Source organism: Kutzneria chonburiensis (genome assembly GCF_028622115.1).
GTDB classification, from domain to species: domain Bacteria; phylum Actinomycetota; class Actinomycetes; order Mycobacteriales; family Pseudonocardiaceae; genus Kutzneria; species Kutzneria chonburiensis.
This window is the reverse complement of sequence record NZ_CP097263.1, coordinates 7,200,883-7,219,870: the sequence shown is the minus strand read 5'-3', so window position 1 is coordinate 7,219,870 and position 18,988 is coordinate 7,200,883. Positions and strand designations below refer to the sequence as shown.

18 protein-coding genes and 2 pseudogenes are annotated in these 18,988 nt (G+C 70.1%); 14 read left to right on the top strand and 6 right to left on the bottom strand.

Annotated elements, in window-relative coordinates:
• The first annotated feature begins 199 nt into the window (after positions 1 to 199).
• From clpB to M3Q35_RS33125, 8 genes are all read left to right on the top strand, one after another.
• On the top strand, positions 200 to 2,791 hold the full coding sequence (gene clpB, locus M3Q35_RS33160) for an ATP-dependent chaperone ClpB (RefSeq protein WP_273936473.1): 2,592 nt from the start codon (positions 200 to 202) through the stop codon (positions 2,789 to 2,791).
• 132 nt (positions 2,792 to 2,923) lie between these two features.
• Positions 2,924 to 3,634, top strand: coding sequence for a type III secretion system chaperone family protein (locus M3Q35_RS33155; protein ID WP_273944552.1), 711 nt, complete (start codon positions 2,924 to 2,926; stop codon positions 3,632 to 3,634).
• A 40-nt stretch (positions 3,635 to 3,674) separates the two neighbouring features.
• Complete coding sequence (locus M3Q35_RS33150) at positions 3,675 to 4,454, top strand: SDR family NAD(P)-dependent oxidoreductase (protein WP_273936472.1); 780 nt, start codon at positions 3,675 to 3,677, stop codon at positions 4,452 to 4,454.
• Between the two features lie 14 nt (positions 4,455 to 4,468).
• Complete coding sequence (gene pyrE / locus M3Q35_RS33145; RefSeq protein ID WP_379794238.1) at positions 4,469 to 5,020, top strand: orotate phosphoribosyltransferase; 552 nt, start codon at positions 4,469 to 4,471, stop codon at positions 5,018 to 5,020.
• Positions 5,021 to 5,030: 10 nt separating this feature from the next.
• Positions 5,031 to 5,549: a LemA family protein gene (locus M3Q35_RS33140; protein ID WP_273936471.1), complete on the top strand. Its 519-nt coding sequence runs from the start codon at positions 5,031 to 5,033 to the stop codon at positions 5,547 to 5,549.
• Positions 5,546 to 6,217, top strand: a complete 672-nt coding sequence (locus tag M3Q35_RS33135; protein ID WP_379794239.1) for a TrmH family RNA methyltransferase — start codon at positions 5,546 to 5,548, stop codon at positions 6,215 to 6,217. The genes M3Q35_RS33140 and M3Q35_RS33135 overlap by 4 nt, the downstream gene beginning before the upstream one ends.
• A gap of 81 nt (positions 6,218 to 6,298) precedes the next feature.
• Entirely contained in the window at positions 6,299 to 7,342 is a 1,044-nt protein-coding gene (locus M3Q35_RS33130; RefSeq protein ID WP_273944548.1) for a glycoside hydrolase family 76 protein, read from the top strand.
• 56 nt (positions 7,343 to 7,398) lie between these two features.
• Positions 7,399 to 8,235: an NAD(P)H-binding protein gene (locus tag M3Q35_RS33125; RefSeq protein ID WP_273936470.1), complete on the top strand. Its 837-nt coding sequence runs from the start codon at positions 7,399 to 7,401 to the stop codon at positions 8,233 to 8,235.
• A 17-nt stretch (positions 8,236 to 8,252) separates the two neighbouring features.
• Here the strand turns inward: M3Q35_RS33125 and M3Q35_RS33120 are convergent, their stop codons facing one another.
• Positions 8,253 to 8,723: a cupin domain-containing protein gene (locus M3Q35_RS33120; RefSeq protein ID WP_273936469.1), complete on the bottom strand. Its 471-nt coding sequence runs from the start codon at positions 8,721 to 8,723 to the stop codon at positions 8,253 to 8,255.
• Between the two features lie 107 nt (positions 8,724 to 8,830).
• Positions 8,831 to 9,831: pseudogene (locus M3Q35_RS33115) on the bottom strand (LacI family DNA-binding transcriptional regulator).
• A 125-nt stretch (positions 9,832 to 9,956) separates the two neighbouring features.
• On the opposite strand from M3Q35_RS33115, the gene M3Q35_RS33110 reads away from it, so the two are divergent.
• From M3Q35_RS33110 to M3Q35_RS33085, 6 genes and pseudogenes are all read left to right on the top strand, one after another.
• Complete coding sequence (locus M3Q35_RS33110) at positions 9,957 to 10,967, top strand: substrate-binding domain-containing protein (RefSeq protein ID WP_273936468.1); 1,011 nt, start codon at positions 9,957 to 9,959, stop codon at positions 10,965 to 10,967.
• 1 nt (position 10,968) lies between these two features.
• Positions 10,969 to 11,949, top strand: a complete 981-nt coding sequence (locus tag M3Q35_RS33105) for an ABC transporter permease (protein ID WP_273936467.1) — start codon at positions 10,969 to 10,971, stop codon at positions 11,947 to 11,949.
• Complete coding sequence (locus M3Q35_RS33100; protein ID WP_273936466.1) at positions 11,946 to 12,776, top strand: ATP-binding cassette domain-containing protein; 831 nt, start codon at positions 11,946 to 11,948, stop codon at positions 12,774 to 12,776. The genes M3Q35_RS33105 and M3Q35_RS33100 overlap by 4 nt, the downstream gene beginning before the upstream one ends.
• A gap of 5 nt (positions 12,777 to 12,781) precedes the next feature.
• Positions 12,782 to 13,606: pseudogene (locus M3Q35_RS33095) on the top strand (PfkB family carbohydrate kinase); the annotation flags it as partial.
• 4 nt (positions 13,607 to 13,610) lie between these two features.
• Positions 13,611 to 14,237: a nucleoside/nucleotide kinase family protein gene (locus M3Q35_RS33090; protein ID WP_273944547.1), complete on the top strand. Its 627-nt coding sequence runs from the start codon at positions 13,611 to 13,613 to the stop codon at positions 14,235 to 14,237.
• Complete coding sequence (locus tag M3Q35_RS33085) at positions 14,234 to 14,623, top strand: CoA-binding protein (RefSeq protein WP_379794241.1); 390 nt, start codon at positions 14,234 to 14,236, stop codon at positions 14,621 to 14,623. The genes M3Q35_RS33090 and M3Q35_RS33085 overlap by 4 nt, the downstream gene beginning before the upstream one ends.
• Here M3Q35_RS33085 and M3Q35_RS33080 read toward each other — a convergent pair.
• The 4 genes from M3Q35_RS33080 to M3Q35_RS33065 all read right to left on the bottom strand — a co-directional run bounded on the left by M3Q35_RS33080 (position 14,606) and on the right by M3Q35_RS33065 (position 18,868).
• Positions 14,606 to 14,944, bottom strand: a complete 339-nt coding sequence (locus M3Q35_RS33080; protein ID WP_273936465.1) for a hypothetical protein — start codon at positions 14,942 to 14,944, stop codon at positions 14,606 to 14,608. The two genes, M3Q35_RS33085 and M3Q35_RS33080, sit on opposite strands and share 18 nt — an antisense overlap.
• Before the next feature lie 77 nt (positions 14,945 to 15,021).
• The gene (locus tag M3Q35_RS33075; RefSeq protein ID WP_273936464.1) at positions 15,022 to 15,672 is read right to left on the bottom strand and encodes a DedA family protein; all 651 of its coding nucleotides are present in this window, start codon (positions 15,670 to 15,672) and stop codon (positions 15,022 to 15,024) included.
• A gap of 77 nt (positions 15,673 to 15,749) precedes the next feature.
• The gene (locus M3Q35_RS33070) at positions 15,750 to 18,374 is read right to left on the bottom strand and encodes an MFS transporter (RefSeq protein WP_273936463.1); all 2,625 of its coding nucleotides are present in this window, start codon (positions 18,372 to 18,374) and stop codon (positions 15,750 to 15,752) included.
• Positions 18,371 to 18,868, bottom strand: a complete 498-nt coding sequence (locus tag M3Q35_RS33065; protein WP_273936462.1) for a MarR family winged helix-turn-helix transcriptional regulator — start codon at positions 18,866 to 18,868, stop codon at positions 18,371 to 18,373. Before M3Q35_RS33065 ends, M3Q35_RS33070 begins: the two co-directional genes overlap by 4 nt.
• Positions 18,869 to 18,988 lie beyond the last annotated feature (120 nt).

Below are 18,988 nucleotides of genomic sequence, written 5' to 3'. Positions count from 1 at the left end.
GGGGATTGTGGACAACCGCGCCGGCCTTGGGGACAACCCCGATTCGCATGTGGGTGAACGGCCCGGATGTGGCCGTTGAGCTGGCGTGACACCGTGAGGTGAGCCGGCCCACTCGGGTATGCTCGTACTTGAGCGGAACAGACTCAACTTTTCTGACGTTGAATCGAGTGACCCCGAAGTCTCGCCCCGAAGGTGGGAGATGAACCAGTTCAACCCGACCACGAAGACGCAGCAGGCGGTGTCCGAGGCGGCCCAGGCCGCGACGATGGCCGGCAATCCCGACATCACGCCGGTGCACCTGCTCGCCGCACTGCTGGCCCAGGGTGACGGTCTGACCGCCCCGCTGCTCACCGCGGTCGGGGCCGATCCGGCGCAGGTGCGCGCCGAGCTGGAGAAGCTCGCGCACTCGCTGCCGTCGGCGACCGGCGCCACCATGTCCGCCCCGCAGCTGTCCCGCGACGGCCTGCGGGTGATCACGCACGCCCAGCGGCTGGCCACCGAGATGGGCGACGAGTACGTCTCCACCGAGCACCTGCTGGTGGGACTGGCCGCCGAGGGCGGCGCGGTCGCCGACCTGCTGCGCCGGCACGGCGCGTCGGCCGACGCGCTGCGCGACGCCTTCACCAAGGTCCGCGGCTCGTCCCGGATCACCAGCCCTGACCCGGAGGGCACCTTCCAGGCGCTGGAGAAGTACGGCGTCGACCTGACCCAGCGGGCCCGTGACGGCGAGCTCGACCCGGTGATCGGCCGCGACGCCGAGATCCGCCGCGTGGTGCAGGTGCTGTCCCGGCGGACCAAGAACAACCCGGTCCTGATCGGCGAGCCCGGTGTCGGCAAGACCGCCATCGTCGAGGGCCTCGCCCAGCGCGTGGTGGCCGGCGACGTGCCGGAGTCGTTGCGCGGCAAGCGAGTCGTCTCCCTCGACCTGGGGTCCATGGTCGCCGGCGCGAAGTACCGCGGCGAGTTCGAGGAGCGGCTCAAGGCCGTGCTCAAGGAGATCACCGACTCCGACGGCCAGGTCATCACCTTCATCGACGAGCTGCACACCATCGTCGGCGCCGGCGCGACCGGCGAGGGCGCGATGGACGCCGGCAACATGATCAAGCCCATGCTGGCCCGCGGCGAGCTGCGCATGGTCGGCGCGACCACGCTGGACGAGTACCGCCAGCACATCGAGAAGGACCCGGCGCTGGAGCGCCGGTTCCAGCAGGTGCTGGTGGGCGAGCCGAGCGTGGAGGACACGATCGGCATCCTGCGTGGCCTCAAGGAGCGCTACGAGGTGCACCACGGTGTCCGCATCACCGACACCGCGCTGGTCGCCGCGGCCACCCTGTCCGACCGCTACATCACCGCCCGCTTCCTCCCGGACAAGGCCATCGACCTGGTCGACGAGGCCGCGTCCCGGCTGCGGATGGAGATCGACTCGCGGCCGGTCGAGATCGACGAGGTGGAGCGCGCGGTGCGCCGTCTCGAGATCGAGGAGATGGCCCTGGAGAAGGAGTCCGACCAGGCCTCCAAGGACCGCCTCGACACGCTGCGGGCCGAGCTGGCCGAGAAGCGCGAGACGCTGTCCGCGCTGACCGCCCGGTGGCAGAACGAGAAGGGCTCGATCGAGAAGGTCCGCGAGCTCAAGGAGCAGCTGGAGCAGCTGCGCGGCGAGTCGGAGCGGGCCGAGCGGGACAGCGACCTCGGCCGGGCCGCCGAGCTGCGCTACGGCCGGATCCCGGCGCTGGAGAAGGAGCTCGCGGCGGCGACGGCGAGCACCCCGAGCGACGACGTGATGCTCAAGGAGGAGGTCGGCCCGGACGACGTGGCCGACGTGGTCAGCGCGTGGACCGGAATTCCGGCGGGACGGCTGCTCGAAGGCGAGACGGCCAAGCTGCTGCGGATGGAGGACGAGCTCACCCGGCGCGTCGTCGGCCAGGCCGAGGCCGTGCGCGTGGTGTCCGACGCGGTGCGCCGGACCAGGGCCGGCGTCGCCGACCCGGACCGTCCGACCGGCTCGTTCCTGTTCCTCGGGCCGACCGGCGTCGGCAAGACCGAGCTGGCCAAGGCGCTGGCCGAGTTCCTGTTCGACGACGAGCGGGCGATGATCCGCATCGACATGAGCGAGTACGCCGAGAAGCACTCGGTGGCCCGCCTGGTCGGCGCGCCGCCCGGGTACGTCGGCTACGACCAGGGCGGCCAGCTGACCGAGTCGGTTCGCCGCCGTCCGTACGCCGTGGTGCTGCTGGACGAGGTGGAGAAGGCTCACCCGGACGTGTTCGACGTGCTGCTCCAGGTGCTGGACGACGGTCGGCTGACCGACGGCCAGGGCCGCACGGTGGACTTCCGCAACACGATCCTGGTGCTGACCTCCAACCTGGGCTCGCAGGCCATCGCCGACCCGCTGCTGACCGAGCAGCAGCGCAAGGACGCGGTGCTGTCGACCGTGCAGCGGCACTTCAAGCCGGAGTTCCTCAACCGGCTGGACGACCTGGTGGTCTTCCACGCGCTGGCCACCGAGGAGCTGACCGCGATCGTCGACATCCAGGTGAACCGGCTGGCCAAGCGGCTGTCGCAGCGCCGCCTGACCCTGGAGGTCTCGCCCGCGGCCCGCGACTGGCTGGCGCTCAACGGGTTCGACCCGATCTACGGCGCGCGGCCGCTGCGCCGGCTGGTGCAGTCCTCGATCGGCGACCAGCTGGCCAAGGAGCTGCTGGCCGGCGAGATCCGGGACGGCGACACCGTGGTCGTAGACGCCTGGGAGGACAACTCCGGCCTGATGGTCGGGCGGTCGCTGACCAGCTGATGTTGACGGCCGTCGGCCGGTGTCGAGCAAGGCTCGGCGCCGGCCGACGGCGCATCGTTACCCGTTCTCCGGAGAACTGACCCACTAGTGATCTTCGTAATCGGCCGGACGGCCGCTACCCTGCCTGTTGTGATACCTGCGTGGGTCTGGTTCACGGCGTTCGTCGTCCTGGCGGTGGCCGGGTTGGCACTGCTGGCGACAGACCGCGCCCAACGGACGGCGCGTAACCGCGAGCGTCGGCGTTGGGCGGGGCTGCGCGGCTGGCAGTTCGCCGAGACAGACCACGTGCTGCCGACACGCTGGCACCACGGAGCCATCGCCTACTACGGCAGCGGGGTGGCCCGCGACGTCGTCGCCGGCTCCACCTTCACCGCCGACGGCCGCCGCCAGGTGTACGTGCTCGACCTGGAGAACGGCGGCAAGGTCAACTCGGTGCTGGTCGGCATCCGCTGCCGCCGCACCCACCCGGTCGTGGTCGAGCTCTGGCTGCCCAGCGTGCCGTTCCAGCGGGAACAGATGCCCGACCTGCTCGGCCCGGTCGGCCAGCGCTACGCCTTCGTGTCCGACCTGACCGCCGCCCGCATGCTCATCACGCCCGACCTGGTCGAGGCGGCCGAGGAGATCGGCGGCGACGTCACCGTGGTCTGGCTGGAGGAGGACTGGGTGCTCGCGGCCGCGCCGCCCGGGGCCAGCCCGGCCCGGCTGGAGCGGCTGCTGCGCGACGTCGGCGAGCTGGCCGACGTGGTCGACCCTTTCGAGGCCGACACGCCCAGTGACGAGCCGACCGACGACAACGGCGGCGAGGTCTACCGGCCGTCCTTCGGCGGCCGCAACCCGGCCTGAGGGCGATGTTTCCCGGCTGACTCGCCGGTAACGTGCTGGCATGGCCACCTGTCTCGTCACCGGAGCCACCTCCGGTATCGGCGCCGCCTTCGTGCGCCGGTTCGCCTCCGACGGCGATAGCCTCGTGCTCGTCGCCCGCACCGAAGCCCGGCTCGTCGAGCAGGCCGAGGAGCTCAAGCGCCGGTTCGGCGTCGACGCCGAGGTGCTGCCGGCCGATCTTTCGAGTGTCGAGGGCCGCGCGGCCGTGGAGGCCCGGCTGCGCGACGCCTCCCGCCCGGTCGACGTCGTGGTCAACAACGCCGGCTTCGGCACCTCCGGCGAGTTCTGGACCTCGCCCGTCGAGGACATGCAGCAGCAGCTGGACGTCAACGTCACAGCGGTGATGCGGCTGACCCATGCCGCGTTGGAGACCATGGTGCCGCGCGGCGCCGGCGTGATCATCAACGTCTCCAGCGTCGCCGGCTTCATGCCCGGCCGCGGCTCCACCTACTCGGCCAGCAAGGCCTACGTCACCTCGTTCACCGAGGGGCTGTCCATCGCGCTGACCGGCACCGGCGTGCGGCTGCTCGCGCTGGCCCCCGGCTTCGTGCACACCGAGTTCCACGAGCGGGCCGGCATCGACATGGCCAAGACGTCCGAGCTGTGGTGGCTGGACGCCGACCAGGTCGTCCGCGAGTGCCTGGCCGATCTTGGCCGCGGCAAGGCGGTCAGCATTCCCGGCCTTCAGTACAAGGCGGTCGTCGGCCTGTCGCGGCTGGTGCCGCGTGGATTGGTGAGGAGGATCGCCGGGCGGGTTGCCGCCGGCCGCGGCCGGACGTGAGAAGGTGTGAACCCGTGCGAGTGGAATCTCCGGCGAAGTCCGAACTGGCCCGTCTTGTCTCCGAACTTGCCGTCGTGCACGGCCGCGTCACCCTGTCCTCCGGCAAGGAGGCCGACTACTACATCGACCTGCGGCGCGCCACGCTGCACCACGCGGCGGCCCCGCTGATCGGCAAGCTGTTGCGGCAGCTCACCGCCGACTGGGACTACGTTGCCGCCGGCGGCCTCACGCTCGGCGCCGACCCGGTGGCCTGCGCGATGATGCACGCCGCCGCGGCCGACGGCGAGGTGCTCGACGCGTTCGTGGTCCGCAAGGAGGCCAAGGCGCACGGCATGCAGCGGCGCATCGAGGGCATCGAGGTTGCCGGGCAGCGGGTGCTCGCCGTTGAGGACACCTCCACCACCGGCGGCAGTGTGCTGACGGCCGTGACGGCGCTGCGCGAGGCCGGCGCGATCGTGGTCGGCGTGGCGACGGTCGTCGACCGCGACACCGGGGTACGGGAAGCCATCGCGGAGGCCGGGTTGGAGTACCGGTACCTTCTCGATCTCTCGGATCTCGGTCTGTAGGAGTCGTCCTTTGGTCGCTGTCCTGTCCGTCGTGGTCGTGCTGCTGTTGGTCGCGCTCGCGGTCACGTCGAGCCACCACAGATTCACCGTGCAGCGCGGGACGGTCGAACGGATGTGGCAGCGGGTGGACGCCGAGCTGCAGCGCCGGCACGACCTGATCGGCGGCATCATCGCCGTGACCAAGGCCGGCGGCGTGAACGTGAGCACGATCGTGCAGGCGCGGTCGATGGCCATGGCCAGCCGCGGCGCCGGGCCGGTCGCACAGGGCCAGGCCGAGCAGCTGCTGCACGAGGAGCTGACCAGCTTCCTGGCCGGCGTGCCGGCGGCGGTGCGCGATGGACGGGACTTCGGTCTGTTGTGGGAGCAGATGGGCGAGAGCGACGAGCGGGTGGCGGCGGAATCCCGTGACTACAACGACAGCGTGCACGCGGTGAACCGCCGGATCGTCGCCTTCCCCAGCAACATCGTGGCCGCCGCGACCAAGGTGGCGCGTGGGCAGTACTTCCTGCCGGGCGGTCGGACCCGGTGAGCGAGGAATCCTTGTCCCAGGACGAGGTCGGCCCGACGGAGTGGGTCGCGGCCGGGTTCGAGGTCGGGGTCGGGCCGTGGGAGGGACCATGGCCCGACGACCCGCGGTACGACCCGGAGCTGTTGGCCGAGGGCGACCGGCGCAACGTGGTCGACCACTACCGGTACTGGCGGCGTGAGGAGATCGTCGCCGACCTGGACCGGCGGCGGCACCCGTTCCACGTCGCCATCGAGAACTTCCAGCACGACCACAACATCGGCACCGTCGTGCGCACTGCCAACGCCTTCGCCGCTCGCGCCGTGCACATCGTGGGGCGGCGGCGGTGGAACCGGCGTGGGGCCATGGTCACCGACCGGTACCAGCACCTGCACCACCACGAGGACGTCGAGTCGCTGGTGGACTTCGCGCGGGCTTCGCGGTTGGAGATCGTGGCCGTGGACAACACTCCCGGCTCCGTACGGATCGAGAACACCGCGCTGCCGAAAGACTGTGTGCTGCTGTTCGGGCAGGAGGGGCCCGGGCTCTCCGCCGCCGCTCAGGCCGCCGCCGACGTGGTCGTGTCGATCGCCCAGTTCGGGTCGACGCGGTCGATCAACGCCGGGGTCGCCGCCGGCATCGTGATGCACACGTGGGTGGCGCAACACGCCGACCTTCATACGTCCTGGTGATCGCGGTGTCTGCGGAATCGATCAAGCGCGCACGATGGATCGGTGACGGACTCCCCCGCGTTGTGGGCCGCCCGGGCAGCCATGGCCGAGCGGGCTGTGCGGACCAGACATCTGCGCCGGCTGTGGGGCCTGCCCCGTACCCTCATCGCCGTCACCGGCTGGCCCGCCGGGGTGCGGCGGCTGCACGTGCCGTGGCACTACTGGTGGCAGGCGCATCTGCTCGACTGTCTCGTCGACGCCCAGCTCCGGTCGCCCGCGCCCGCGCGGCTGCGTGACATCTCCCTGCTGATCGACACCATTCGGCTGCGCAACGGGCGGCGGTGGCTCAACCGCTACTACGACGACATCGCGTGGCTCGGGCTGGCCCTGTGGCGGGCCGGCGAGGAGCTCGACGTCCGCCGGCCGTCGGCGCTCGACGAGATCCGGCAACGCCTCCGTGACGGTTGGACCGACCACGGTGGTGGCGGGATCTGGTGGCGTGCCAAGGACAATCTCAAGAACGTGCCGGCCAACGGTCCCGCCGCCATGCTCTTCACCCGCCTCGGCGACCGGGTCGACCTCCAACGGGCAATGTCCATTGTGGACTGGATCGACGAGTGGCTGATCGACCCCGACACCGGTCTCGTGCTCGACGGCCTTCGCGTCGATCCGTCCGGCGAGGTCTCCGGCGTCGTCGACTGGGCTTTCACCTACTGCCAGGGCGTTTACCTCGGGGCGTGCGTCGAGCTCTTCCTCGCCACCGGCAACCACTCCTGGGCCGCTCTCGCCCGCCGCACCGTGCTCGCCGTTGCCGAGCACATGGTCGGCGAGGGCGGTGTACTGCCCGGCAACGGCGGCGGCGACGGTGGCCTGTTCGCCGGCATCCTCGCCCGCTACCTCGCCCATGCCGCCATCGTCCTCGACGACAAGGAAGCCGCCCAAATCGTCTACCTGTCCGCCGACTCCGCGTGGCGCAACCGCGCCGACCTTCGCAGCGGCCCCGTCTTCGGCGCCGAGTGGGTCATGCCGACCACCCCCGGCCGTCGCCGCCCCGAACGCGACCTCTCCGTCCAGCTCTCCGCCTGGATGCTCCTCGAAGCCGCCGCCGCGTTGGAGCGCAACGAGGTGCATCCCACCTTCGGTTGACCTCCACCTTGGTCGAGGTTGCATCGTGGGGCGATCGTCGATCGAGGGGGACAACCATGATCTTGGTGACCGGAGCCACCGGCCGGGTCGGTGGCAGTGCGCTGGCCCAGTTGTGGGACAAGGGTGTCGCGGTGCGGGCACTGGTCCGGGACCCGGGTCGCGCGGCCCTGCCCGACGGCGTCGAGGTCGTGCGTGGCGACCTGGCCGACCCGGCGAGCCTCGGCCCGGCGCTCGACGGCGTCGACTCGGTGTTCCTGGTGTGGCCGACGCTCGCCGCCGACCACGCCGCTCCGGAGGTCGTCGCCACGATCGCCAAGCAGACCCGGCGGGTCGTCTACCTGTCGGCGAACGGGGTTTCCGCCGACACGACCGAAGGGATCCTCGGGTCCCACGCGATGATGGAGCGGTTGATCGAGGACTCCGGTCTCGAGTGGACGTTCTTGCGCCCCACCGGTTTCGCCGCCAACACCCTGGGCTGGGCGCCAGGCGTCCGGGCCGAGGGCGTGGTCCGTTGGATCCACGGGGCGGCGCGGCGGGCGTTGATCCACGAGAAGGACATCGGCGCCGTCGGCGCCCTCGCGCTGACCAGCGACGGTCTGATCGGCGAGCGGCCGGTGCTGACCGGGCCGGAGTCGATCACGCAGATCGAGCAGGCGGCGGCGATCGGCCACGCCATCGGCCGGCCCGTGCGGTTCGAGGAGGTGCCCGCGGACGTGGCCCGCCGGGCGATCTCCGCGGACCTGCCGCCGTCCGCCGTCGACGGCATCCTGGCCGGTCACGCCGCCCTGGTGGCCAACCCCGAGCCGGTCTCCGACACCGTGCCCAGGCTCGTAGGCCGTCCCGCGCTCACGTTCGAGCAGTGGGCGGTCGACCACGCCGCCGACTTCAGCTGACCGTCACAAACCCGAGCTCAGTCCACGAAATACGAGTCGTGCCGGTCGAGGAAGGCGGCCCGCTCCTCGGCGGCGATCTGGCCGATCCGCTCGAAGTACTCCTCGCGCGGCGCGCCCGGCGTGAACAGCAGCAGCATCTCGGCCGGGGCGTCGGCGTCGTTGCGGAAGGCGTGCAGCCCGCCCTGCGGCACGTGCAGGAAGTCGCCGGCCTTGGCATCGATCCACTTCTCGCCGTCGTAGAGCCGGACCGTGCCGTCGAGGATGTAGAAGGTCTCCGAGATCCGCCGGTGGAAATGCGTGCTCGGCCCACCGGCCCGTGGTTTCATCATCACGCGGTAGAGGCCGAACTCGCCGCGGGTCTGCTCGGTGGTGGCCAGGTAGTGCAGGCCGTCGCCGGGAGTGCCGAGGTCGGGTGGGGTGTCGGCGGGCCGGAAGTTCGCGCTGACCTCGCCGGTGCCGCCGAAGTAGACCTTGTCCGGGTACGACATGACCACCATCCCCTTGCCTGTGTTGTCGGCCTCGGCAGCTTGGACAGGACAGCGGCGTTTGGTGTGACAGGTCAGCGGAATTCCGCCAGACTGCCCGGCGAGGCCCGTCAGGCGCAGCCGCAGGACTGGCGGTGCATGAGCTTGGCCGGAAGGCGGACGGTCTGCGGTTCCCTTGTGGGGTCCTGGATTCGGGCCAGCAGCATGCGGACGGCGGTGCGGCCGATGTCGGCGATGGGCTGGGCCATGGTGGTCAGGGGCGGATCGACCAGGTCGGCCCACTCCACGTCGTCGTAGCCGACGACGGCGAGGTCGGTGCCGATCTTGAGCTGGCGGCGGCGGGCCTCGTGCAGCACGCCGACCATCATGGCGTTGTTGCCGGCGACGACGGCGGTGGGCGGGGCGGCGAGGGAGAGGAGCTGGGCCAGCGCCACGCCGCCCTGGACGGTGGTGGACTCGCCGGAGGCGACCAGGTCGGGGTCCCAAGGGAGACCGGCCCGGCCCAGACCGAGGCGGTAGCCGAGCTCCCGTTCGGACGAGGTGGTGAGCCCGGCGGCGCCGCTGATCAGGCCGATACGGCGGTGGCCGAGCTCCCCCAGGTGCTGCACGAGGGCGGACATGGCCTGCACGTTCTCGGGACCGACCTGGTCGATGGGCTGGTTGCCGGGCAACCGGTCGACGAGCACGGTCGGGATGTTGAGCCGCCGAAGCTCGGGCAACACGGTGCTGACGGCGCCGGGTGAGGAGTGAGCAGCAGGCCGTCCACGCGGCGGGCCCGAAGCATCCGGATGGAGTACTCCTCGGTTTCGGCCTCGTCATGGGTGTCGACCAGCAGCAGGGTGTACCCGGCGGCGGTGGCCTCGCTCTCGATGGCCTGCATGAGCTCGGCGAAGTACGGGTTGGCGACCAGCGAGATGGCCACGCCGAGCGACCGGGTGCCGCCGGTGACCAGCGACCGGGCGATGACGTCGCCGGTGTAGCCGGTCTTGGCGACGGCGTCGAGCACCCGCTCCTTGGTCTCCGCCGCCACCGCCCTGGTGCCGTTCACGACGTGAGAGACCGTCGTGATCGACACGCCGGCCAGCTGAGCGACGTCCTTCATCGTGACCATGGCAGGCTTCCTTGCGACGCTTCGTGATCGAAACAGCTGCAAGCGTTTGCGCAAACGCTTGCTGTGGACCTTACCCGCAATTAGCGTCGCCGCAACCAGCACCGCCGCTGATCAGGAGGGCCGCCATGAGACTGGGCCTGACGATGGGGACCGTTGTCGCCATCCTGGCCGTCACCACCACGGGCTGCACGACGCAACGCTACTGGGGTGGCTCCACCGCTGTCGGGAACAACACGCAGGCGAAGATCGGACTGGTCACGAAGACGGACACCAACCCGTACTTCGTGGCATTGAGGCAATCCGCGCAGGCCGAGGCGACCAGGCTCGGGGCCCAGTTCACGGCCCTGGCCGGCAAGTTCGACGGGGACAACGACGGCCAGGTGACCGCGATCGAGAACCTGGTGCAACGCGGCGTGAACACGATCCTGATCACGCCGAACAGTGCGACGGGCGTGCTCAGCGCCATCAAGCAGGCCCGCGACAAGGGCATCATGGTGATCGCCCTCGACACCGAGACCGACCCGGCCAACGCGGTCGACGCGACCTACGCGACCGACAACACGGCGGCCGGCCGCCAGGAGGGCCAGTACGTCAAGGCGGTACTCGGCGACAAGCCGCCGCAGCTGCTGATGCTGGACGGCACCGCCGGTTCCACAGTGGACACGCAGCGGCACACCGGTTTCCTGCAGGGCTTCGGCCTCAAGGACGGTGACCCGGCGATCCTCGGCCACCAGTCGGTGAACGGCGACCAGAGCCAGGCCCAGCAGGGTATGGAGAACCTGCTGCAACGGGCCACCACGGTCAACGCCGTCTACACGCTCAACGAGCCGACGGCCCGCGGCGCCTACGCGGCGTTGCAGGCCCGTGGCCTGCTCAACCAGGTCGTCATGGGCTCGATCGACGGCGGCTGCCAGGGCGTGCAGGACGTCAAGGACGGCAAGTACGGCGCGACCGTCATGCAGTTCCCGGCCAAGATGGCGGCGCTGGGTGTGGACGCGGCCGTCGAGTACGCCAAGAGCGGCAAGAAGCCCAGCGGCTTCCAGAACACCGGCTCCATGGTCATCACCGACCACCCGGTGCCCGGCATCCCGTCCCAGGACAGCACCTGGGGCCTGCAGAACTGTTGGGGGAAGTGAGATGGCCACCACCGCGAACGGAACCCGGGCGAGCTTCGGCGAGTACGTGCTGCGCACGCCCGCGGTCGGCCCGACCATCGCATTGATCGTCGCGGTCGTCGTGTTCTCCCTGTCCACCAGCACCTTCCTCGAACTCGACAACCTCTCCCTGGTGGTCGAGCAGTCGCTGGTGGTCGGAACGATGGCCCTCGGCCAGACGCTGATCATCCTCACCGCCGGCATCGACCTGGCCAACGCGGCCAACACCGTGCTGGCCACCCTGCTGATGGCCAAGCTGGTGGTCGGCGGCGCGCCGGCCTGGCTGGCGCTGCTCGTCGGCATTGCCGCGGCCACGTTGATCGGGGCGCTGACCGGCGTGCTGGTCACGAACGTGAAGCTGCCGCCTTTCATCGTCACGCTGGGCCTGCTGACCATCCTCACCGCGGTCAGCCGGATCTACACCGGCGAGTCGGTGCCGGTCAGCGACTCGCTGCTGTCCTGGCTGGGCACCCGGCGCTACCTGTTCGGCGGCATCGAGGTCACCTACGGCATGACCGTGGCCCTGTTGATGTTCCTGGTCGTCTGGTACGCGCTGAACAAAACGGGCTGGGGCAAGCATGTCTACGCCGTCGGCAATGAGCCGGAGGCGGCGCGGCTGTCCGGTATCAACGTGCGGCGCACGGTCATCGGCGTCTACATCATCGCCGGCCTGATCTACGGCATCGCCGCCTGGCAGGCGCTGGGCCGCGTGCCCAACGCCGACCCGAACGCCTATCAGACGGCCAACCTGGACTCGATCACCGCTGTGGTCATCGGCGGCACGAGTCTGTTCGGCGGCCGGGGCAGCGTGCTGGGCACGTTGGTCGGCGCGCTGATCGTCACGGTGCTGCGCAGCGGCCTGACCCAGGCCGGGATCGACGACCTGTACCAGAACGTGGCGACCGGCATCCTGGTCATCGCCGCCGTCGCACTCGACCGGTTCACGCGAGGGAGGCAGCGATGACCGAGCCGATCCTCCAGGCCCGTGGCCTGGTCAAGCGGTACGGGCGCGTGACGGCGATCGACGGCGCCGACTTCGACCTGCTGCCGGGCGAGGTGCTGGCCGTGGTCGGCGACAACGGCGCCGGCAAGTCCAGCCTGATCAAGGCGTTGTCCGGGGCGGTGGTCCCCGATGCCGGCGAGATCCGGGTGGACGGCCAGGCCGTGCACTTCCGCGGGCCGCTGGACGCACGGCGGTCCGGTATCGAGACCGTGTACCAGGATCTGGCGTTGGCGCCGGCGCTGGACATCGCCACGAACCTGTTCATGGGCCGGGAGAAGCGGCTCGAGGGCTGGCGCGGCACGTTCCTGCGCACCCTGGACGCCAAGACCATGCGGACGCAGGCCCAGCAGGTGCTAGACGAGCTGGGCATCAACATCAAGTCCATCGCCCAGCTGGTGGAGACGCTGTCCGGCGGCCAGCGGCAGGCCGTCGCGGTGGCTCGGGCGGCGGCGTTCGGCACCAAGGTCGTGATCATGGACGAGCCGACGGCCGCGCTGGGCGTGGCCGAGTCGGCCAAGGTGCTGGAGCTGATCGGCCGGATCCGCGACCGCGGCCTGCCGGTGGTGCTGATCAGCCACAACATGCCGCACGTTTTCGAGATCGCCGACCGGGTCCACGTGCACCGGCTGGGCAAGCGGGTCGCGCTGGTCAAACCGGCCGAGAGCTCGATGAACGAGGTGGTCGGGCTGCTCACCGGCGCACTGCGGATGGGCGATGATGGGGTGGTGGAAGAAGTTCGCAACGCTGTGACGACAGGGCTGGGCAGTCACCGGAAGTCGGCCGAGTGACCAGGATCCTGCTGGCCGGGCTGTGCACGGTCGACGTCGTGCAGCGGGTGGCCGAGATACCCGCGGCCGGCGTGAAGGTGCAGTCGGAGACGGTGGCGTTGGCCGCGGGTGGTCCCGCGGCCAACGCCGCTGTCGCGGTCGCCGCGCTCGGCGGCATCCCGACGTTGATCACCGGACTCGGCGCGCATCCGTTGGCCATGCTGGCCTTGCGGGACCTGGATGATCACGGCGTGACCGTGGTGGATCTGCTGCCGGCCAAGCAGGATCCGCCGACGGTCAGCGCCGTCACGGTGCGGGATGCCGACGGCGAGCGCACTGTGGTGTCGCACAATGCCGCCGGCACAACGGTTTCGCCGCCGGTGGAGATCCTGGAGGCCGACGCCGTGCTGGTCGACGGGCACCATCCGGCGCTGGCGCTGCGGGTGGCCCAGGCAACGGCCCCGGTCGTGCTGGACGCCGGAAGTCTCAAGGACGTGCACGCCGAACTGCTGCCGCTGGTGGACGTGTGCGCCTGTTCGGCAAATTATCCTTACAGCACAAGGGAATTGCACGACCGTGGGGTTCCGGTTGTGATCCGTACCCATGGTCCCGGAGCCGTCGAGTGGTCGTGCGACGGGAAGATCGGTGTGGTCGAAGCGCAGCGGGTCGCCGCCCGGGACACCTCCGGCGCCGGCGACGTCTGGCATGGGGCATTGACGTTCGGCATCGGGCGGCTCGGCCGCGTGCCGACCGCCGAAGACCTGCCGGGGCTCATCGACCTGGCCAACCGGGTCGCGTCGGTCAAGGTGCGGCATGTCGGCCCGCGGGGCTGGGTGGACGAGGTTCGAGGGGCAGTTGGTGAAGTTCGACGACCTGGTGGCCCGGGCCGAGCGCCTGGCGGCCACCGGCCGGCGGTCGCTGCTGGGCATTTGCGGCGCGCCCGGGGCCGGCAAGTCCACTCTGGCCGCGCGGATCGTCGATGCCCTCGGCGACCAGGCCGTGCTCGTCGGTATGGACGGCTTCCACTACGCGCAGCGGGAGCTCAACCGCCTCGGTCGGGCCGAGCGCAAGGGCGCACCCGACACCTTCGACGCCGCCGGCTACGTCGACCTGCTCGAACGCCTGCGGCTGCACCGCGGCGAGACCGTCTACGCCCCCGAGTTCCGGCGGGAGATCGAGGAGCCCATCGCCTGCGCCGTGCCAGTGTTCGCGTCCGTGCCGCTCGTCGTCACCGAGGGCAACTACCTCCTGCTGCCCGACCGGCCCTGGGATCAGGTCCGGCTGTTGCTCGACGACATCTGGTTCCTCGCTCCCGACGAGAACGTGCGGATTGCCCGTCTGATCGCCCGGCACGAGGCGTTCGGACGCTCCCCCGACCAGGCCCGTGGGCGCGCGTTAGGCTCTGACCAGGCCAACGCGGTGCGGGTCAACGCCACTTCCGGGCGGGCCGACCTCGTCATCGCTGAGGAGGAGTTGACGTGATCAAGGACCTGCTGAGCTCGGCTCGGACCATCGCCGTCGTCGGGCTGTCCACCCAGCCGTGGAAGGCCGCCCACTCCGTGCCCGCCGCCCTCAAGGCCGCCGGCTACAAGGTGATTCCCGTGCACCCCAGCGCCACCGAGATCCTGGGCGAGAAGGTCTACCGCAGCCTGCTCGACATCCCCGAGCACGTCGACATCGTCGACGTCTTCCGCCCGGCCGACGAAACCCCGGCGATCGCCGAGCAGGCCGTCCAGATCAAGGCCGGTGCCCTGTGGCTCCAGCTCGGGATCGCCAACGACCAGGCCCGCTCCATCGCCGAAGCCGCCGGCCTGACCTACATTGAGGACCGCTGCATCGCGGTGGAGCGGTCAATGCTCGGGCTGTAGCCGGTCGGTCGGCACCGGCAGGCTGAAGTGCCGGTCGCCGGTGTGGCCGACGTTCTTCAGCCGCACAGTATCGGGATCCACCTCCACGACCTGCACCGCAACCGGCTCTACGCGGTCCGGCAGGGTCAGCCGCCAGCGCTCGGCCAGGTAGCTCAGACCGACCGAGTCCAGCACCGCCGCCGCGTCGTACTCGTCGGACGGCCCGGCCAGCGGGTGGCCGAACAACGTCACCGGCTCGAACCGGTCGCCGACCGGCCGTAGGTAGCCGAGCAGTTCGCCGTCCTTGTCCCGGTGATGGGCGATCCAGTCGTCGGGGATCATCGGTCGAGTCTGTGCGACCGGCGACTTCACGGCGACCGGATTTCACATGGCGGGGGCCGAAGCGTTCAGAGCCGTGCTCAGGCGTCGACGGGCTCTTCCTCGACGGGCCGGCGGCTGTCCTGGCGGTAGTGGATGATCCCGACGATGGTGGTGGTGACGACCACGCCCACGGCGATGACCAGGGCGGCGGTCTTGAGCCACGGGACCTGGTCGAGCAGACCGGTGCCGAAGTAGCCGACGGTCATGAACACGCCGACCCAAGCGGCGGTGCTGACCACGGAGGCCAGCAGGAACTTGACGGGGTTCATGCCGGCGGCGCCGGCGATGGTGGGGACGACGGTGCGGACCCAGGGAACCATGCGGGCCAAGGTGACGGCCCAGAAGCCCCAGCCGTTCAAGAGCCGCTGAGCCCGCTCAAGATTGCGCTTGTTGAGGATCTTGCCGTCGCGTCTGGCCACGAACTTGTGCCCGGTCTTGCGGGCGAACAGATAACCGACCTGCCCGCCGCCGACGCCTGCGGCCCAGGCCAGCCCGGCGAAGATCCACGCCTGCCCGGCCTGGTGCTGCTGGGCGAAGAAGATCCCGGCGGTGAACAGCAGTGAATCGCCGGGAAAGAGCAGGCCGATCAGGAAGCCGCACTCGACGAAAATGCACACGAGGGCGATCACCGTCAGCACTACGGGGCCGACGGCGTCCAGTGAACCGAAGGCCATCTCGTGCGGGTGCACGTCCGACACCCTATGTCGTCGATGCGGCGGCTGTCCCCGAACCGTGGCAAGGGGGCAGCCGCCGCATCGAACGGCCTTTACTCCGAGTAGCCCAGCTGCACGTCGTGTACGGCCTCTTGACCAGCGGAAACACGCAGCGCGGCGGCCACCGGCGGGTAGCCGCTGGCGATCACCGTGTAGTCGCCTTCGGACAGATCACCGAAGTTGTACTGCCCGTCCGCACCGGTGGTGGTGGCCGCGACGACCTGCCCGTCCGGCGCGACCAGGGTCACGCGGGCGTCGGCCAGCGGGTCGCCGGCGATGTTGCGGGCGATGCCGCCGAGCGTGGCGCCGCCGGACAGCTCGACGTCGGCCCGGGTGGTGCCGCTGTCGCCGATGCTCACCGGCAGCGCGGTGGGCCGGAACGACTCGGCGCTGACCACGAGCGTGTAGTCACCGCCGACGAGCTCGGTGAACTGGTACGACCCGCCGCCATCGGTCGACCGCGAGCCGACGACCTCGCCGCGCACGTCGGCCAGTGTCACGGTGGCCTCGACCACCGGGGCGCCGCCGAGCGCGGAGACGATGCCGACCAGGCCGGCGGTGCCGGTGAGCACCACGTCGTAGGTCACCGGGGAGCCGTTGACCACCACGGTCGACGCCTGCGGCTGGTGCGAACCGGCCGAGGCGATCAGCACGTACGTCCCGTTGGCCGGCGCGGCCAGGTCGTAGCCGCCGTCGGCATTGCTGACGGTCCGCCCGACCTGCTTGCCGTTCAGGTCGATCACGGTCAGCGCGGCGCTGTGCACCGGGCTGCCGTCGGGCCGCCGCACGAAACCGCTGACCGGCGTGCCGATCAAGGTGCCGGACAGGTGCGCATGACCGTTGCCGTTGCCGTTGATGGCGTGCCGTCCGTTGGTCTCGAACGGCTCGGTGGCGGTGGTGACCGCCGCCGGCACCGGCTCGGATTCCGGAGCGGTCAGCAGCACGCCGTCCTCGGCCGCCTGCGCCTGGATGCCGGACTGCATGCGCAGCGGCACCTCCTTGGTGAACAGCGTCAGGATGAAGGCCACGGCGGCGACGATGGCGGCACCGATGAACACGATGTGCATCGCGTTGGTGAAGCCCTCCTGGAACGGCTGGGCCAGGATCGCCGGGTTGAGCTTCTGGATGAACGAGGAGTCCTGCAGCGCCCCACCGGCGTTGCCGCCCTTCAGCGCCGAGAACAGCATGGCGTTGTTCGGGTCCTGCACCACCGACGGCGTGTGGATGGCGGTCTGGAACGCCTGCGTCGGCACGATCGACTGGAACGCGCTGGCGATCTTGTCACCGACCGTGCTGAACAGCAGCGACAGGAAGACCGCGGTGCCGACGGTGCCGCCCATGGACCGGAAGAAGGTCGCCGACGAGGTGGCCACGCCCATGTCCCGCGGCGGCACCGCGTTCTGGGTGGCCAGCGTCAGCGTCTGCATGCACAGACCGAGGCCGATGCCGAAGATCGCCATGTAGATGTCGACCTCGACCAGGCTGGTGTCCCACTGCAGCTGGGTACGGTGCCGATGATCGACCTCGACCAGGCTGGTGTCCCACTGCAGCTGGGTGGCGAACAGCACGGCGCCGCCGCCGAGCAGCACGGTGCCGATGATCGGGAACAACTTGTAGCGGCCGGTGCGCGAGGTGATCAGGCCGGAGGCCATCGAGGCGATCATCATCGACAGCACGAACGGCAGCATCAGCAGGCCGGACTGGGTCGGGGTGTTGCCCTTCACGATCTGGAGGTACTGCGGGATCATCGCGATGCCGCCGAACATGGCCACACCGACCAGCAGGCCGGTGACCGAGGTCAGGCTGAACACCGAGCTGCGGAACAGCCGCAGCGGGATGAGCGCGTCGTCCTTGGCGTAGTGCTCGGCGACCACGAAGGCGATCAGGCCGACCGCGCCGACGATGTAGCAGATCCAGGCGTTCTGCGAGGTCCAGCCCCACTCACGGCCCTGCTCGGCCACGATCAGCAGCGGCACGAGGCCGACGGTGATGAACGCCGCGCCGAACCAGTCGATGCGCCGCTTCACGTTCGAGACGCGGCGGGGCAGGTTGAGCACGAGGGCGACGACCACCAGGGCGGCGATGCCGATCGGCACGTTCACCAGGAAGACCCAGCGCCAGCCGTCGATGCCCAGGATGGAGGACTGGCCGGCCAGCGCGCCGCCGATGACCGGGCCGAGCACGCTCGAGGTGCCGAAGACGGCCAGGAACATGCCCTGGTACTTCGCCCGCTCCCGCGGCGGCACGACGTCGCCGATGATGGCCAGCGCCAGGGACATCAGGCCACCGGCGCCGAGACCCTGGAACGCGCGGAACGCGGCCAGCTCGTACATCGAGGTGGCGAAGGTGCAGGCCAGCGAGCCGGCCACGAAGATGATGATCGCGGCCAGGTAGAACGGCTTGCGGCCGTACATGTCGGACAACTTGCCGTACAGCGGCGTGGCGATGGTCGACGTGATCAGGTACGCGGTGGTGGCCCACGCCTGCTCGTCGAGGCCGTGCAGCTGGTCGGCGATGGTCCTGATCGCGGTGGAGACGATGGTCTGGTCCAGCGCGGCCAGGAACATGCCCAGCATCAGGCCGGACAGGATGGTGAGGATCTGTCGGTGGGTGAAGGTGCCGGGGACGTGCTCTGCCTTGGAGGTAGGCGCCGCCACCGGAGCGGCCGTGCTCGTCATCGTGTTGCCTTTCGCTGCTCGGCGATCGCGGTGGCCATCTGCGGTCGGTAGTTCTCGATGTCGGTGTTGAGCGCGTCGAACAGCTCGACGAGCTGCTGACGCCGGTCCAGCGGCCAGCTGGCGAGCATCTGGTCGAGGTGCAGGCTGCGCTTGGCGCGCATGTCGTCGAAGAGCTGGCTGCCCTTGTCGGTGGCGGCCAGCAGGCAGGCCCGCCCGTCCTGCGGGTCGGCGCGGCGCTCCAGCAGACCGGCCCGCACCAGCTGGGCGACCTGGCGGCTGACCGTCGACGGGTCGGAGTGCACCGCGTCGGCCAGCGCGCTGGCCCGCTTGGGACCGTTCATCACCAGGTGGGCCATCAGCATGTAGCCGGCCTTCTCGACGCCGTGGGGCTTGTCGCTGAACTGGTGGGTGGCCCGCTCCAGCAGCCGAAGGAAGCGGATCAACTGGATACCCAGCTGGTCGGCGTTGTCCAGCCGCTCCTGGGTCGTTTCCATGTCCCACCTCCTTCGAAGATCGATGGTTGCTCCAACCAATCAGTTGGATAGTACAAGCATCTGCCCCGACAGAGTAGTGGGCAAGTCCAATGGTTGTGAAACGCAACACTCGACCGGGTG

Excerpts from the sequence above, each read along its gene's own strand:
- clpB (WP_273936473.1), top strand. The coding sequence starts at position 200 with ATGAACCAGTTCAACCCGACCACGAAGACGCAGCAGGCGGTGTCCGAG.
- M3Q35_RS33150 (WP_273936472.1), top strand. The coding sequence starts at position 3,675 with ATGGCCACCTGTCTCGTCACCGGAGCCACCTCCGGTATCGGCGCCGCC.
- M3Q35_RS33130 (WP_273944548.1), top strand. The coding sequence starts at position 6,299 with ATGGCCGAGCGGGCTGTGCGGACCAGACATCTGCGCCGGCTGTGGGGC.
- M3Q35_RS33125 (WP_273936470.1), top strand. The coding sequence starts at position 7,399 with ATGATCTTGGTGACCGGAGCCACCGGCCGGGTCGGTGGCAGTGCGCTG.
- M3Q35_RS33120 (WP_273936469.1), bottom strand. The coding sequence starts at position 8,723 with ATGTCGTACCCGGACAAGGTCTACTTCGGCGGCACCGGCGAGGTCAGC.
- M3Q35_RS33110 (WP_273936468.1), top strand. The coding sequence starts at position 9,957 with ATGAGACTGGGCCTGACGATGGGGACCGTTGTCGCCATCCTGGCCGTC.
- M3Q35_RS33105 (WP_273936467.1), top strand. The coding sequence starts at position 10,969 with ATGGCCACCACCGCGAACGGAACCCGGGCGAGCTTCGGCGAGTACGTG.
- M3Q35_RS33100 (WP_273936466.1), top strand. The coding sequence starts at position 11,946 with ATGACCGAGCCGATCCTCCAGGCCCGTGGCCTGGTCAAGCGGTACGGG.
- M3Q35_RS33080 (WP_273936465.1), bottom strand. The coding sequence starts at position 14,944 with ATGATCCCCGACGACTGGATCGCCCATCACCGGGACAAGGACGGCGAA.
- M3Q35_RS33070 (WP_273936463.1), bottom strand. The coding sequence starts at position 18,374 with ATGACGAGCACGGCCGCTCCGGTGGCGGCGCCTACCTCCAAGGCAGAG.
- M3Q35_RS33065 (WP_273936462.1), bottom strand. The coding sequence starts at position 18,868 with ATGGAAACGACCCAGGAGCGGCTGGACAACGCCGACCAGCTGGGTATC.